12 protein-coding genes and 1 pseudogene are annotated in these 14,615 nt (G+C 73.6%); 7 read left to right on the top strand and 6 right to left on the bottom strand.

From position 1 onward, the window contains the following. A pseudogene (locus VIG76_RS11555) lies at positions 1-586 on the top strand (thioredoxin domain-containing protein); the annotation flags it as partial. 294 nt (positions 587-880) lie between these two features. On the opposite strand, the gene VIG76_RS11550 reads toward VIG76_RS11555, so the two are convergent. Genes VIG76_RS11550 through VIG76_RS11540 form a run of 3 tightly spaced genes read right to left on the bottom strand, consistent with a single transcriptional unit; the run spans position 881 to position 4,591 of the window. Beyond that, positions 881-1,663 (bottom strand): CPBP family intramembrane glutamic endopeptidase, encoded by a 783-nt coding sequence (locus VIG76_RS11550; RefSeq protein WP_331954260.1) that lies wholly within the window; start codon positions 1,661-1,663, stop codon positions 881-883. 46 nt (positions 1,664-1,709) lie between these two features. Beyond that, the gene (locus tag VIG76_RS11545; RefSeq protein ID WP_331954258.1) at positions 1,710-2,462 is read right to left on the bottom strand and encodes a PspA/IM30 family protein; all 753 of its coding nucleotides are present in this window, start codon (positions 2,460-2,462) and stop codon (positions 1,710-1,712) included. A gap of 38 nt (positions 2,463-2,500) precedes the next feature. Continuing rightward, a complete protein-coding gene (locus VIG76_RS11540) occupies positions 2,501-4,591 on the bottom strand; it encodes a TPM domain-containing protein (RefSeq protein ID WP_331954256.1) in 2,091 nt (696 codons plus the stop codon). Between the two features lie 156 nt (positions 4,592-4,747). On the opposite strand from VIG76_RS11540, the gene VIG76_RS11535 reads away from it, so the two are divergent. Then, a complete protein-coding gene (locus VIG76_RS11535) occupies positions 4,748-6,136 on the top strand; it encodes a GH1 family beta-glucosidase (protein ID WP_331954254.1) in 1,389 nt (462 codons plus the stop codon). 266 nt (positions 6,137-6,402) lie between these two features. Beyond that, positions 6,403-7,332: a ferritin-like domain-containing protein gene (locus tag VIG76_RS11530; RefSeq protein ID WP_331954252.1), complete on the top strand. Its 930-nt coding sequence runs from the start codon at positions 6,403-6,405 to the stop codon at positions 7,330-7,332. A gap of 64 nt (positions 7,333-7,396) precedes the next feature. On the opposite strand, the gene VIG76_RS11525 is transcribed toward VIG76_RS11530, so the two are convergent. Continuing rightward, positions 7,397-7,798: an NUDIX hydrolase gene (locus VIG76_RS11525; protein WP_331954250.1), complete on the bottom strand. Its 402-nt coding sequence runs from the start codon at positions 7,796-7,798 to the stop codon at positions 7,397-7,399. 50 nt (positions 7,799-7,848) lie between these two features. Here VIG76_RS11525 and VIG76_RS11520 point away from each other — a divergent pair, with 50 nt between their 5' ends. Next, positions 7,849-9,063: an MFS transporter gene (locus VIG76_RS11520; protein WP_331954248.1), complete on the top strand. Its 1,215-nt coding sequence runs from the start codon at positions 7,849-7,851 to the stop codon at positions 9,061-9,063. Positions 9,064-9,084: 21 nt separating this feature from the next. Further along, positions 9,085-9,219, top strand: coding sequence for a hypothetical protein (locus VIG76_RS11515; protein WP_331954246.1), 135 nt, complete (start codon positions 9,085-9,087; stop codon positions 9,217-9,219). 169 nt (positions 9,220-9,388) lie between these two features. On the opposite strand, the gene VIG76_RS11510 is transcribed toward VIG76_RS11515, so the two are convergent. Further along, positions 9,389-10,759, bottom strand: coding sequence for a protein kinase domain-containing protein (locus VIG76_RS11510; protein ID WP_331954244.1), 1,371 nt, complete (start codon positions 10,757-10,759; stop codon positions 9,389-9,391). 224 nt (positions 10,760-10,983) lie between these two features. Between VIG76_RS11510 and VIG76_RS11505 the strand changes: the two genes are divergently transcribed. Together VIG76_RS11505 and VIG76_RS11500 are read left to right on the top strand one after the other, a co-directional pair. After that, on the top strand, positions 10,984-11,499 hold the full coding sequence (locus tag VIG76_RS11505; RefSeq protein WP_331954242.1) for a MarR family winged helix-turn-helix transcriptional regulator: 516 nt from the start codon (positions 10,984-10,986) through the stop codon (positions 11,497-11,499). Between the two features lie 5 nt (positions 11,500-11,504). Continuing rightward, positions 11,505-12,506, top strand: coding sequence for a DUF389 domain-containing protein (locus tag VIG76_RS11500; RefSeq protein ID WP_331954240.1), 1,002 nt, complete (start codon positions 11,505-11,507; stop codon positions 12,504-12,506). Here the strand turns inward: VIG76_RS11500 and malQ are convergent. Then, positions 12,463-14,565, bottom strand: a complete 2,103-nt coding sequence (malQ, locus tag VIG76_RS11495; protein WP_331954238.1) for a 4-alpha-glucanotransferase — start codon at positions 14,563-14,565, stop codon at positions 12,463-12,465. The genes VIG76_RS11500 and malQ overlap by 44 nt on opposite strands. Positions 14,566-14,615: the final 50 nt, after the last annotated feature.

Genomic DNA, 14,615 nt, shown 5'->3' with positions numbered 1-14,615 from the left:
GGACGGCCTGCTCGCGCTCGCCGTCGCGACCGGCCGCGCGGACCTCGCGGTGGTCGGCCGCGACCTCGTCGACGCCTGCCTCGCCGACGGCCGCGTCGTCCTGCCCGGCGGCGGCGACCCGGTGCTCGGCGCCCAGGGCGTGACCGCCGACGCGGATGCGGGGGAGGGCGCGTACCCGTCGGGAACGACCCTGATGGCGCGGGCCGCGTGGCGGCTGCATCTGCTGACCGCGGAGCCCCGCTACCGGGATGCGGCGGCCGCGGCGATCGCCCCGCTCGCGGCCCAGGCGGCGGCGCGGCCGATCGGCTTCGGCGGCCTGCTCGGGGTCGCGCTGGCCATGGCCGAGCCGGTGCGGCAGCTCGTCGTCGTGACCGCGGAGCCGGACGGCCCGCTGGCATCCGCGGCCCGGTCCGTGCCGACGTCGGTCACCGCGATCGTCTCCCCTGATGCGGTGCGCGCGTTCGCGGATGCGGAGTTCGAGCTGTTCGCGGAGCGCGGGCTCGTCGGCGGTGCGGCGGCCGCCTACCTCTGCCACGACTTCGTCTGCCGCCTGCCCGTCACCGATCCAGCGGCCCTCGCCGGCTGACCCGATCCTTCCTCCTGCACGAACGACGGAGTTTCTGCGCCGGAGGGGCTGCAGTCGGGCTGAACCGGTCGACGAAGTGCGATTCCTCCGTCGTTCGCGCAGCCGTCTGCGCAGGGGATGCGCGGCGACGCCCGCCGTCAGGTGAGGCCGGCGCGGCGCAGGGCGCGGGCGACCCAGAAGGCCGCCACCACGACGAGCACTCGCAGCCAGAGCTTGGGCTTCTGCACGTCTCGACCGTAGCGGGTGGCCCTGCGCGCGAGCCTCGACCCGGTCGGATGACGCCGTCAGGTCCGGTCAGTGTGCCAGGGAGACGGCCGCCGCCAGCGCGAGTGCGTTCACGAGGGCGTGCGTGACGATGCCGGGCCCGAGCCGGCCGGTGCGCGTCGCGAGCCAGGCGACGACGAGCCCGATCGGGAAGATGCTGAGCACCAGGGCCACCGCCGTCACGAGGTCCGGCGCCTCGTGCAGGTGCAGCACCGTGAACACCGCCGCCGACAGCAGCACGCTGGCGTCCACCGCGAGGTGCCGCCGGACCTCGGTCGGCTCGACGGCACGGCGCAGGATCGCCGCGCGGATGGCGCGCATCAGCATGCCGCGGGTGATCAGCTCCTCGACAGCGGGCCCGACGAGCACGGCGACGATCCCGAGCACCACGTTCCCGGCCGTCGAGCCCGCCAGGTGCACGTTCGTCGTCGGCCGCAGCGGCGTGACCGACGTCAGCACCGCGCCGATGAGCACGCGGACGATCTCGATCCCGATCGCGGCGAGCAACCCGATCCCGAGGTCGATCGGGCGGATGGCGAGCCCGAAGTCGCGGCGGAGGGACCCGGATCCGGCGCGCCGCGAGACGAGGACCGCGTAGCCGACCGCCACTGCGTAGGCGCCGAGGCCGATCGCGATGCCGCCGGCGGTCGAGACGTGCACGCCGAGGGCCGCGAGGCCGACGCCGACGAGGGGCTCGAGGGCGAAGAACACGAGCACCACGACCGCGGCGGGCAGCCCCCACCGCATCGTCTGCGGCGGCCGCCACGCGATCGAGCGGTAGTCGCCCGGATCGGTGGCGGTGCGCAGCGTCATCGGGCCGTCCGGCGGATGCCGGACGGCCAGGTGGGCCGCAGCGCCGCTACTCGCTGATCGCGCGCCGCGGCGTCGCGGTCAGCTGGTTCGAGCCCGACTTCAGGGCGGCGAGCCGCGCCTCGATCTCCGTCTGCTTCCCGAGGTCCTCGAGGCTCTCGAACTGCTGGTCGAGGCTCGACGCGGCCAGCTCCTGCTGCCCCATGACCTTGGCCTCCTCGCGGCGCACCTTCGCCTCGAAGCGGCCGAGGTCGCTCGTCGGGTCCATCACGTCGATGCTGCGCATCGCGTCGTGCACCTGCGACTGCGCGGCCGCCGTCTTCGACCGGGCGACCAGCTCGTCGCGCTTGGACGTCAGCTCGGAGAGCTTCTGGCGCATCCCGTCGAGGCCGGCCTTCAGCTGCTCGACGACCTCGTTCTGCGACGCGATCGTCGGCTCCGCGGTGCGGGCCTCCTTCTCGGACTGCATCTGCTTGCCGATCGCGACCTTGGCGAGGTTGTCGAACTTGTCCGCATCCGCCGCCTTGCCGGCCGCGCGGAACTCGTCGGCCTTCGCGCTCGCGGCCAGCGCCTTGCGGCCCCAGTCCGCGGCCGCCGAGACGTCCTCGTCGTGGTCCTGCTCGAGCAGCCGCAGGTTGCCGATCGTCACCGCGACGGCGTCCTCCGCCTCCGCGATGCTGTTCGAGTAGTCGCGGACGAGCTGATCCAGCATCAGCTGCGGATCCTCCGCCTGGTCGATCATCGCGTTCACGTTCGCCCGTACGAGCTGTGAGACGCGGCCGAGGATCGATTGCTTCGCCATCGTCGAACCCTTCCGTTGTCTGTTCCAGAGTCTGCCCATCAGAACCCTCCACCACCACCGGAGTCGCCGCCGCCGAAGCCGCCCCCACCCCCGTCGAACCCGCCGCCGCCACCGAAATCGCCGCCGCCGACGTCGCCGCCCCAGCCGCCGCCACCGCCCCAGCCGTCGCCACCCCAGCCGCCGCCCCCCCAGCGGTCGCCGCCGAGGGCGCCGCCGAGGATGCCGCCGAGCAGTGCGCCGGTGAGGAACCCGCCGCCACCACCGCCGTACCGGCCGCCGCCGCCCCACGGGCCGCCGCGGAAGTCGTCGACGTCCTGCTGCGCGAGCTCGTAGGCCTCGTTCGCGAGGGACTGCGCACGCTGCGCGGCCGCGAGGGCGCCCACCGGGTCGTCGTGCTGGGCGGCGGTCGCCGTGTCGAGCTGGCGCTGCGCCTCCACGATCCGGGTGCGCGCGTCGGTGCCGACGCCGCCGCGTCGGGTGTCGATGTACCGGCGGGTCGCCTCGACGGAGCGCTCCGCGCCGTCGAGCACCCTGGGGAGCGCGGTCACCGCCCGCTTCGTGCTGTCGGCCCGGCTGCGGACGCGATCGAGCACGTCGTTGAGCGCCGCGTTCGCCTGCTCGAGCGGCGGGAGGGCCGCGTTCGGCGCGGTTCCGGCCGCGGCCGCCACCGCGGCATCCGCATCCTTCACCGCCCGCTCCAGCGCCTGGCGGTCGCCGCCGGCCCGAGGGAGCAGCCGTCGCGCCTCGTCGGCGTCGCTGCGGGTGTCCGCCACCGTCGCGTCGAGGCGGCGCTTCGCGGCCTCGAACTCGCCGGGCGCGGCGCTGATGCCGGCGAGCAGGGTGCCCGCCTGCCCGAGCGCCTGCTGCGCGCCGCGCAGCGCGACAGCGCCCTCACCGGCCTTGCCGCCGGCGGCGCCCGCGCGCATCAGCGCCTGCTGCGCGAACGCGAGCAGCGACCGCGCCTGCGTGAGGTCGTCGGCACTGCCGCGGGTCGCATCGTCGCCGTACCGGCTGCGCAGCTGCGTCAGTGCGGACTCGGCGGCGTCCGCCTGCGCGGCGAGGCGGGCTCGGTCGCCGTCCGCGGCCCGTACCGCGTCGGGCAGCTGCGCCTCGAGCTTCCGCAGCGAATCGAAGGACTCCTTCTGGGCGTCGAGGCCCGCGTCCGCCTCCTTCGCGAGCTGGATGATCCGCTGGGTCATCGCCCGCCGCTGGTCGGGCGTCTCGGGGATCTCGTCGTCGAGCTGCTGGCGGATGCCGAAGGCCTCCTTCGCCTTCGCCTTCGCCGTCTCGAGGGCGGCGCGGAAGGGCTTCGCGGCCTCCTCACCGAACTCCGCCTCGGCGAAGCCGAGCTCCTGGTCGCTCGTCGTCAGCTCGTCATCGAGCGCGATGAGGGCCCGCGCGGCCTGGGTGTCGAGCTCCTTCTGGTCGACCGGCGGCGCGGCGGGCGGCCCCACCGGCGACGGGCCCGCGCCCGCGCCGACGGTGACGGCCCGGCGGCGGCGCAGCACGCGCACGACGACCAGCACGACGGCGACGAGCGCGACGAGCAGGAACAGGGTGAGGAACACGGAGCCTCCGCTCGTGCCGGACGACGAGGCGCTCTGCCCCGGATCGGATCCGGACCCCGAGGATCCCGCGGATCCCGAACCGCCGCCTTGGAGCCGGGTGTCGAGCGCCTTCGAGAAGGAGATCGCGGCATCCGCCCACTGATGCTGCTTGAGGTCCGGGATCAGCGCCGAGTCGACGAGGCTCTGCACCTCGGCGTGGGAGAGCGGGTAGTCGTTCGAGCGGGCGAAGCCGTACTGGTGCGACTGCGTCGCGACCGCGACGAGCAGGTCGCCGCTGCCGAGCCCGCTGCGCTGCGCTGACGCGATCGCCCACGCCTGGTCGTTCGCCGGGTCACTGAACGTGTCGACGTAGACGACCGTGAGGTGGGTGCTGGAGTCGCTCGCCACCCGATCCACGGCATCGGTGACCTGCGGCACCTGGGCCGAGGTGAGCGCGTGCACCTGGTCGACGACCGAGGAGCCACCCGTGTCGACGGGCGTGGCGGCCTCGGCGGCGGCCGTGCCGGCCACCGAGAGCAGGACGCCGAGCACGAGGCCCGCCGTCATCCGGCGAAGACGCATCGCGCATCCCTCCTCAGGAACAGACCTCATGGTATCGAGCCAGGCTTCGCAGCGGGTGCCGGATGCCCAGGGAACCCCTATGCCGTGGGAGAACCGGCGTCGCGCTGCGGAATACTCGGTCGGGCTGGATTCGCGAGGAAGCGCAAGGAGTGTCGGATGGGATTCCCGGAGTCGTTCGTGTTCGGATCGGCCACCGCGTCGTACCAGATCGAGGGGGCGGTCGACGAGGACGGCCGCCGCCCGAGCATCTGGGACACGTACAGCCACACGCCCGGCAGGACGGTGAACGGCGACACGGGCGACGTGGCGGACGACCACTACCACCGCCTCGACGCCGACCTCGACCTCATGGCCGACCTCGGGCTGCAGGCGTACCGCTTCTCCATCGCCTGGCCGCGCATCGTCCCCGAGGGCCGGGGCGCCGTGAACCGGGCCGGGCTCGACTTCTACTCCCGGCTCGTCGACGGCCTGCTCGCGCGGAACATCTCGCCGGTCGCGACCCTCTACCACTGGGACCTCCCGCAGCCGCTCGAGGATGAGGGCGGCTGGACGGTCCGCAGCACCGCGGAGGCGTTCGCCGACTACGCCCGGGTCGTCGGGACGGCGCTCGGCGATCGCGTCGCCACCTGGACGACCCTCAACGAGCCCTGGTGCGCCGCCTACCTGGGGTACGCCTCCGGCGTGCACGCGCCCGGCCGCACCGACCGGCTGGCGAGCCTGCAGGCCGTGCACCACCTCAACCTGGCGCACGGGCTCGCGCTCACGGCGCTCCGTGAGGTCGTGACCAACGACCCGGAGTTCTCGGTCACGCTGAACCTGCACGTCTTCCGGCCCGAGGGGCCGAGCGGCGAGGCGGCGAAGCGCAAGGTCGAGGCGCTCGGCAACGAGGCGTTCCTCGGCCCGATGCTCGAGGGCCGGCTGCCCGAGGAGCTGCTCGAGGCCACGAAGGAGATCACCGACTGGTCCTTCGTGCAGGACGGCGACCTCGAGGCGATCCAACAGCCGATCGACGTGCTCGGCGTCAACTACTACTCGACGAGCCGGGTGCGCCTCTGGGACGGGGCGACACCGAAGCAGCAGGCGGACGGCCACCAGGGCGCCGAGGCGACGCCGTGGCCGGGCGCGGAGGACGTCGAGTTCCTCCCGCAGCCGGGCCCGTACACCGAGATGGGCTGGAACATCGAGCCGCAGGGGCTCGCGGACCTGCTCACCGTGCTGCACGAGCGCTACCCCGACCTGTCGCTGATGGTGACCGAGAACGGCGCCGCGTTCGACGACCGGGTCGAGGACGGCGCGGTGCACGACGCCGACCGCATCGACTACGTGCACCGGCACCTGCAGGCGGTCCTCGACGTGATCGACGCCGGGGTGCCCGTGCAGGGCTACTTCGTCTGGTCGCTGATGGACAACTTCGAGTGGTCGTGGGGCTACACGAAGCGGTTCGGGATCGTGCGGGTCGAGTACGACACCCAGGAGCGGATCCTCAAGGACAGCGCGCACTGGTACAAGCGCGTCATCGCGGAGCGGGCGCTGCCCGGATCCTGAGGCTCGGACGCGGCCGGGGAATCCCATTCCGACGGCACCGAAAGCGTTCTTCTCCGGGTCGGATGCGGCAGACCGCATCCGTCGGCATTCCGGTATTCGGAGCCGACTCTCGAATGCGGCCCTTCTGTAGGCGTTCTGCCAGGTTCGGCTACTTGCGGATGGCTTTCCCACTCCTACATTTCGGGCAGTTCACGGTGACGGCGACCCGTCGGCGCCGGGGCGGCGCGATCCGAGAAGGTCGCAAACCCGATGAAGGAGAACCCCACATGTACGACAAGCGATTCATCGCGAACGCGATCGAACGCAGCGCGGAGACCCAGGTCGACCGCCGCAGGCTCCTCACCCTCACCGGCCTCGCCGGCGCCGGCGCCGCAGCCGCGGCCTTCCTCCCGGCGGCGTCCGCGTCGGCCGACACCGGCGGCGTCAGCGACGGCTCGGTGCTGAACTTCGCCCTGAACCTCGAGTACCTCGAGGCCGAGTTCTACCTCCGCGCCGCCTACGGCGAGGGACTGCCCGACAGCATGACGACCGGTACGGGCGAGCGCGGCCGTGTCTCCGGCGGCCACCGCGTGCCCTTCCGTTCGCGGAAGATCAAGAACTTCGCTCACGAGATCGCGAAGGACGAGAAGCAGCACGTCGAATTCCTCCGCGCCGCACTCGGCAGCGCGCGGGTGTCGCAGCCGGCGATCGCCCTCGACGCCGCCTTCACGGCCGCGGCTCAGGCAGCCGGTCTCATCAAGCCGGGGCAGAAGTTCGACGCCTTCGCGAGCGACAACAACTTCCTGCTCGCCGCATTCATCTTCGAGGACGTCGGCGTCACCGCCTACAAGGGCGCAGCCCCGCTCATCACGAACAAGACCTATCTCGGGGCCGCCGCCGGCATCCTCGCGGTCGAGGCCTACCACGCGGGCCTCATCCGCGGCGCCCTCTACGACGAGGGCTTCGAGACGAGCGGCATCTTCGACGCCGTGCAGAAGATCTCGAACGCGCGCGACAGCCTCGACGGCAAGAGCGACGACGACCAGGGCATCGGCAACAGGTCCTACTCGAACATCGTGCCGACGGACGACAACTCGATCGCGTTCGGTCGTACCCCAGGGCAGGTGCTGAACATCGTCTACCTGAACCCGGGCAGGACGACCAAGGGCGGGTTCTTCCCGAAGGGCGTCAACGGCGCCATCACCACGAGCGCCTGACCCGGGCGCTCGCCCTCCGGCCCCGCCGCGCACCCAGCGCGGCGGGGCCGTTCCATGTCGCGGCTCAGCAGAGGGCGAGCAGGTGCCGGGCGAGCGGCGCGAGGCGCGGGCCGAGGTCGTCGGCCTCGGCGACGGTGCACCAGCGCAGCTCCGCGATCTCCGCTGCCGCCTCGACCGGGCCGGCCACCGTCAGCCGGAACACGTGAGCCACGAGCGCGTGCCCCGGCTCGTTCGCGGCGTCGGTCTCGAAGCGGCCGAGGTCCTCGAGCGCCGCCGGATCGACGTCCAGCCGCACCTCCTCGAGCAGCTCCCGCGCGAGCGCCTCCCGGAGTCCCTCGCCGGCCTCCGGCTTGCCGCCGGGTTGCATGAACCGGTCCGTGCCCCGCTTGCGGACGAGCAGCAGGCGGCCCGCCGCATCCGTCACGAGAGCCGCGACGACCGTGATGACGGGGCGCGGCTCGGGCACCGCGGCAGCCTACGGAGGATCCGGTCGGCGGCACCTGCAAGGCTCGGAGCATGGATGCGCGCCGGGCGGAGCTGACGTACCTGGCCGCGGCCGTGCCCATGCGCCTCGTCTCCGGGGGCGCTGGCGTGGCCCTCGCGCTCGCCGCGGCGATCCAGCTGCAGAACGTCGCCCTCGGCGGGGCGCTCATCGCGGTGCTCACTGCCCCGAGCGTCATCGCGGCGCCGCTGATCGGCGCGCTCCTCGACGCCGCCCGCTCGCCGCGGCACCTGATGCTCGGCGCCTCCGTGATGCTCGCCGGCGTGCTCGTGCTCTGCGCCTTTCTCACGGTCGTGCCGCTGCCGATCGTGTTCGCCGCGCTGATCGTCGGCGGCATCGTGATGCCGGTCTTCATGGGCGGCCTGTCCGCGTTCGTCGGCGAGGTGCTGCCGGGCGACGTCGCCCGGGGCACGGCCGTCGACGCGCTCGCCTACAACATCGCCGGCATCGGCGGCCCCGGCCTCGTCGCGCTCGCCACGGTGGTGCTCTCGCCGACCGGCGCGCTGCTGGCGCTCGCCGTCGTGGCGCTCGTCGGCGGCGTCGTGCTGCAGCTGCTGCCGCTCGTCCCACGCGGCGGATCGATGCACCCGGCCGCGCTGCTCCGCGGCATCGGCGGGGCGACCCGGCACCTGCTCACGCACCATCCGCTCACCCGCTCGACCACCGCCGGGACGATCGTGCAGCTCGGCGGCGGCGCCATGCCGGTGGTCGCGGTGCTGCTCGCGGTGCAGCGCGGCGGCGGCGAGAGCGGCGGCGGATGGCTGCTCACCGGCTTCGCCATCGGCGGGGTCGCCGGCGCGCTCGCGATCACGACCCCCGCCGTCACCCGCCTGCTCGGCCGGCTCCCCGCCCGCCGCGTGATGGCCATCGGCTTCACCGCCACGGGGCTGCTCACGCTGCTCGCCGCGGTGGTGCCGACCTTCGCCCTCACGCTCGTCGCCCTCACGCTGGCCGGGCTGCCCGACGCGCCCGGGGTCGCCGCGATGCTCCGCATCCGGCAGGAGGAGAGCCCGAGCGAGGTGCGCGCGCAGGTCTTCATCGTGGGCGCAGGGCTCCGCTCGGCGGCGGCGTCGATCGGGGCCGCGCTGGTCGGGCTGGTCACCCACGTCGACCCGGCGCTGCTGCTCGGGGCGATCGCGGTGCCGTGGCTGCTGTCCTGGCCGATCCTGCTCGCGGGCACGCGCCCGCGCACGGCGGCGACCGCCGACGGGCTCCCCGTCGCGCGGTAGTCCCGATGCCGCCGCTCAGTCGTGGCGGAGGACGACCCGGCGGCGGCGGCGACGATGGAGCTGCGGGTGTCGTGGCTACGCTTCGCGGGCCTCGGCTTCATCGCCGCCCCGGTCACGGAGACCTCGCGACGCCGCCGCGTCTCCGTCACCTCGTGAACGTGCGCGCGCCCAGGTGAGTTCTCGCCCTCGAACGGGCGTTTCGGGGGCCAGAAGTGGCAACTCACCCCATCGGGACATCGATGAGGGGCGCATCACCCAGGTGGGTTGCAACTTCTCGCGTCGCCACGGCTACCGCGCGACGGTGATCCACGGCGGATGCGGCGCCTCAGTCGCGGCGGAGGACGACCCGGCGGGCTGCGAGCCGCAGCTCCATCTCGTGCAGCACCATCGCGGCGAGGTCCTCGAGGATCGCGACCTCGCCCTCAGCCATCTTCCGCGGCTTGTAGTCGATGATCTGCAGGTTGCCGAGGTTGTGGCCGTCGGGCGTGATCAGGGGCACACCCGCGTAGAAGCGCAGGCCGGAGCTCGACACGGCCTGCGGGTACACGCCGATGCGTGGATCCGTGAGCACGTCCTCGATCACGAGGGTCTGCTCGTGCAGGCCGCCGCCGGTCGCGAGGCCGCGGGACCGCTCGACCTCGGAGATGTCGACGCCGAAGTGCGACTTGAACCAGATGCGGTTCGCGTCGACGATCGAGACGATCGCGACCGGGACGTCGAAGATGCGCGCCGCGAGCGACGTGATGCGGTCGAAGGCGCCGTCGGGCGGCGTGTCGACGAGGTTGTAGCGCTGCACCGCCTCGAGGCGGGAGGTCTCGGCGTCGTGCGGAGCGGGGCGCGACCCGCCGAGGTCGTCGACGAGCACGTCGCGGAGCGCGACGGCGACCTCCGGCGTCGTCGGCCGGTTGCGCGGTTCGCGCTCGACCATCGAGGCGATCACGGCGGCGAGCGGCCGGGGCACGGAATGCGGGATCTCGGGCTGCCGGTCGAGGCGGGCGAGCGCGGAGTCGATGACGGATCCGGGGTAGACGACGCGGCCCGACGCGGCCTCGAGCAGCACGAGGCCGAGGCTGTAGACGTCGGTCTCCGCGTCGAGCTCGTGGCCCTCGACCTGCTCCGGGCTGAGGTAGGCGGCCGTGCCGGTGGTGAACTCGCTCGGCAGCACGCCCTGCGCGCGGAGCATCGCGATGCCGAAGTCCGCCAGCTTCGCGCGCATCGGCCGCTCGATGCCGGCCTCGAACAGGAGCACGTTCGCGGGCTTGATGTCGCGGTGCACGATGCCGTGCTCGTGCACGTACTCGAGCGCGCCCGCGATGTCGTACCCGATGTACGCCACCTGGCGCGCGTCGAGCGGGCCGCGCCGGATCCGCTCCCGGAGGTCCGAGTCGCGGATGAGCTCCATCACCAGGAAGACCTGCGGGGCGTCGATGTCGGTGAGGTCGATGCCCGCGTCGAGCAGCGTGACGAGGCCCGGATGGTTCAGCGCGCCGAGCATCCGCGCCTCGGTCTCCTGCGCGCGCAGGTCCTGCGGATCCGCGGCGCGGGCGGTGAAGACCTTGATCGCGACGTCGCGGCCGAGGAGCTGGTCGCGGGCCCGGTAGACGACCGACGCGCCACCCTTGCCGATGACGGTCCCGAGCCGGTACCGGCCCTGCAGCACCGCCGGAAGAGCCGCGGTGCGGGTCTCCTCGGTCATGCTTCCGTCCTCGCCGGGCGGCAGGCGCCCGTGGTCTCGGAACGGCACTGTCCCGATGCGCACGGAACCTCCGTACATCGGCGAGTGTACCGGTGATGTCTCGGTTGCCGAGATTATCCGGTTCTCGCCTTGCGCGTCGCGCGAGGAGTCGCTACACCACCGACTTCGAACCTGGGTGTCGGTGCGGTCTCTGCCTGTACGGTGACCAGCGAAGGGTGGTGCCGATGAGCGACCCGAAGGCGGCTGCCGTGCCGTCCGAGCTCGTCGCCGGGGAGCTCGTTCCCCAGGCGAGCGCGATCGTCGTCGCGCTCCGCGAGTTCGACGACGCGGAGATGCGCATGCGCTCCCGCTTCCGTCAGCTGCTCGGCGTCGGCAGCACCGACCTCGCCGCCCTGCGCTTCATCCGGAGCCGTGAGCGCCGGGGCGAGCCCGCGCGCGGCACCGACCTGCGGATCCGCCTCGGCGTGTCGTCGGCGACCGCGACGACGATCACGAACCGCCTCACCGTCGCGGGCTTCATCCAGAAGCCGCGGCATCCCGTCGACGGCCGGGTGCGCGTGCTGCAGCTGACCGACGACGCCCGCGCGAAGATCGACGCCGTCGTGGGTGACACCGAGACGCGCCTCGACGAGGTGCTCACCTCCATCACCGCGGAGGAGGCCGAGCGGATCGTCGCGCTCGTCGAGTCCGCCACGCGGGTCGTCGAGGACGCCGGGCGACCGGACAGCATCCCCGACTGACCGCCGTGCTCCACCTCGCCGTCGTCGCGCCGGCCGAGCGCGCCTCCGCGGTGCTCGACGCGCTCACGGCCGAGCCCGGAGTGACGAACCTCGTCCGCCGATCCGGCACGACGGTGAAGCCCGAGGGCGAGCGGATCGAGGCCGACGTCGTGCGCGAGGCCGCGGACGCGGTGCTCGACCGGCTGCGCGGGCTCTGCGTCGAGCACGGTGGAACCGTGACCATCAGCGAGGTCGACGCGGCCTTCGGCGACCCGGTCGAGGCCGCGGAGCGCGACGCCCCCGGCGCCGGCGTGGACGCTGTGGTCTGGCAGGAGATCAGCCAGCGCACCGCCGCTGACGCGACCCTCTCCTCGACGTTCCTCGTCTTCCTGATCGCGGCGACCCTGATCTGCGCGGTCGGGCTGCTCACCGACAGCTCCGTGCTCATCGTCGGCGGCATGGTGCTCGGCCCCGAGTTCGGTCCGCTCGTCGCGGTCGCGGTCGCCGTCGTGCAGCGGCGCTGGGGCGCGGCCCGCCGGTCCATCACCGCTCTGCTGATCGGCTTCCCGCTGTCGGTGGCGGTCACCGCCGGCGCCGTCGGCCTGCTGAAGGTCACCGTCGGCCTGCCGGCCGGCTACCTGGCAGGCCACCGCTCGCTCACCTCGTTCGTCGCGCACCCGGACGTGTTCAGCGTCGTCACCGCGCTCATCGCCGGCGCCGCCGGGATGGTGTCGCTCACCGCGTCGAAGTCCGGGGCCCTGGTCGGCGTGTTCATCAGCGTCACGACGATCCCCGCGGCCGCGAACATCGGCACGGCCCTCGTCGCCGGGCGCCCCGGCGAGGCGTTCGGGGCGGCGATCCAGCTCGTCGTCAACGTCGTCTGCATCCTGATCGCCGCGACGACGACGCTGCTCGTGCAGCGCTGGGCGCTGCACCGCCGCTCCGCCCGACGGCCCGAGGACCGGTGGGAGGTGGTCGACCGGGTCAGCGGACTGCGGCGGCGAGCCGGGCGGCGCGCGCCGAGGTGAGCACCGCCTCGAGCGGGATGGGGCGGCCGTCCGGTCCCGAGAGCGGCACCCGCCAGTTCGGGTACTCGTCCTGCGTGCCGGGCTGGTTCTGGATGCGGCGGTCGCCGACGAGGTCGGGCAGCGCCACCGACAGCAGCCGCGCCGGGGTCAGCGTCAGGTAGCGGTGCAGGGCGATCACGGTCGCCTCCTCGTCCGCGTCGTCGGCCAGCAGGCCGCGCATCCGCAGCTCGTCGAGCCACCGCTCCCGCTCGTGCCGGTCCGCCTCGAGCTCCTCCTCGAGCGGGTTCGGCAGCAGCCCGAGCGCCGAGCGAAGCCGCACGTGCTCGCCGGCGAGGTAGCCGGCGGTGGGCGGCAGGTCGTGCGTCGTCACCGAGGCGAGGCAGGCCTCCCGCCAGCGCTCCGCGGGCAGCGGGCCCCCGGATCCGTCCGACTCGAACCACAGGATCGACGTGCCGAGGATCCCGCGGGACGCGAGGTAGGTGCGCGCGTTCGGGTCGACGACGCCGAGGTCCTCCCCGACGACGACCGCGCCGGCCCGCTGGGCCTCGAGGGCGAGGATGCCGACCATCGCCTCGTGGTCGTAGTAGACGTAGGCGCCCTCGGACGCATCGGTGCGCTCCGGCACCCACCAGAGCCGGAACAGCCCGATCACGTGGTCGACGCGGACGCCGCCGGCATGCCGCAGCACCGCGCCGAGCAGGTCCCGGAACGCGGCGTAGCCCGTCTCGGCGAGCCGGTCGGGGCGCCACGGCGGCTGGTTCCAGTTCTGGCCGAGCTGGTTGTACGGGTCCGGCGGCGCTCCGACGGCGATGCCTGAGGCGTACACGTCGGCGAGGCGCCAGGCGTCCGCCCCGCCCGGATGCACGCCGACCGCGAGGTCGTGCATGGTGCCGAGCGCCATCCCCGAGTCGACCGCGCGGCCCTGCGCGCGCTCGAGCTGCTCGTCGAGCAGCCACTGCAGCCACTCGGTGAAGCCGATCTCGTCCGCGTGCGCCTCGGCGAACGCGGCGACCTCGGGGTTCGCCGGGTCGCGCAGCTCGGCCGGCCAGGTGCGGGCGTCGTTGCCGTGCTCCTCGGCGAGCACGCTCCACGTCGCGAACTGGCGCAGCGCCTCGCCGCCGCGGCGGCGGAAGGTCTGGAAGTCCACCTCCCGGCCGGGCGTGCGGGGCACCCGCGCGATGATGCGGAGGGCGGCGAGCTTCACCGTCCACGCGGTGTCGCGGTCGATCGCATCCGAGCCGTCGAGCCGCGCGTGCACCTGGTCGGCGAGCTGGCCGACGACGCGGCGGTGCGACTCGCTGAGGTCCGCGTACTCGGGGATCGCCTCGATCCGCAGGTAGATCGGCGCGAAGAAGCGCCGCGAGCTCGGCAGGTACGGGGACGGCTCGAGCGGCGCGACCGGCTCCTGGGCGTGCAGCGGGTTCACGAGCACGAAGTCGGCGCCGAGCCGGCCGCCCGCCCAGACGGCGAGGTCGGTGAGGTCGCCGAGATCCCCGATGCCCCAGGAGCGCTTTGAGCGGACGCTGTAGAGCTGCGCCGCGAGGCCCCAGCCCCGGTGCCCGAGCCGTTCGGGCAGCGTGAGCCGCGCGGGCGTGACGATGAGCGGCACCTCGACGCGCGCCTCGCCGGAGACGCCGGCGAGCACGTGGTAGCCGACCGGCAGGTCCGCCGGGATGGCGAAGGTCGCCTCGCCGACGAGGGCACCGTCCACCTCGCGCGGATCGACCCAGTGCAGCACCTGCTCGAGGCGGCGCTCGCCGCCGGTCTCCAGCCGGACGGTGAGCTCCGCGGGGGCGCCGTGGGGCACGTGCATCCACACCCAGCGGGCCGTGCCGGCCGTGGCGACGACGCAGGGCGGCAGCATCCGCCGCCACGGCTCGAGCCAGTGCGCGTGCAGGGCCGCGACGGGGTCGCTCGTGTCCACGTCCATCGCGGCGAGCACCCGCCGGATCGTCTCCGGCGCGACCTCGACCGTGCGCCCGCGCCAGTCGGTGAACGACGTGGAGACTCGGTATGCGTGCGCGAGGTCGGCGAGCTCGGGGGAGAGGGCGGCGGTCACGGGGCGATCATGGCGCACGGAGCCCGCGCCCAGGTGGGGATCCTCCGCGG

The sequence above is a fragment of the Amnibacterium sp. genome, assembly GCF_036559085.1.
Taxonomy (GTDB): Bacteria; Actinomycetota; Actinomycetes; order Actinomycetales; family Microbacteriaceae; genus Amnibacterium.
This window is presented reverse-complemented; position numbering and strand designations above follow the sequence as displayed.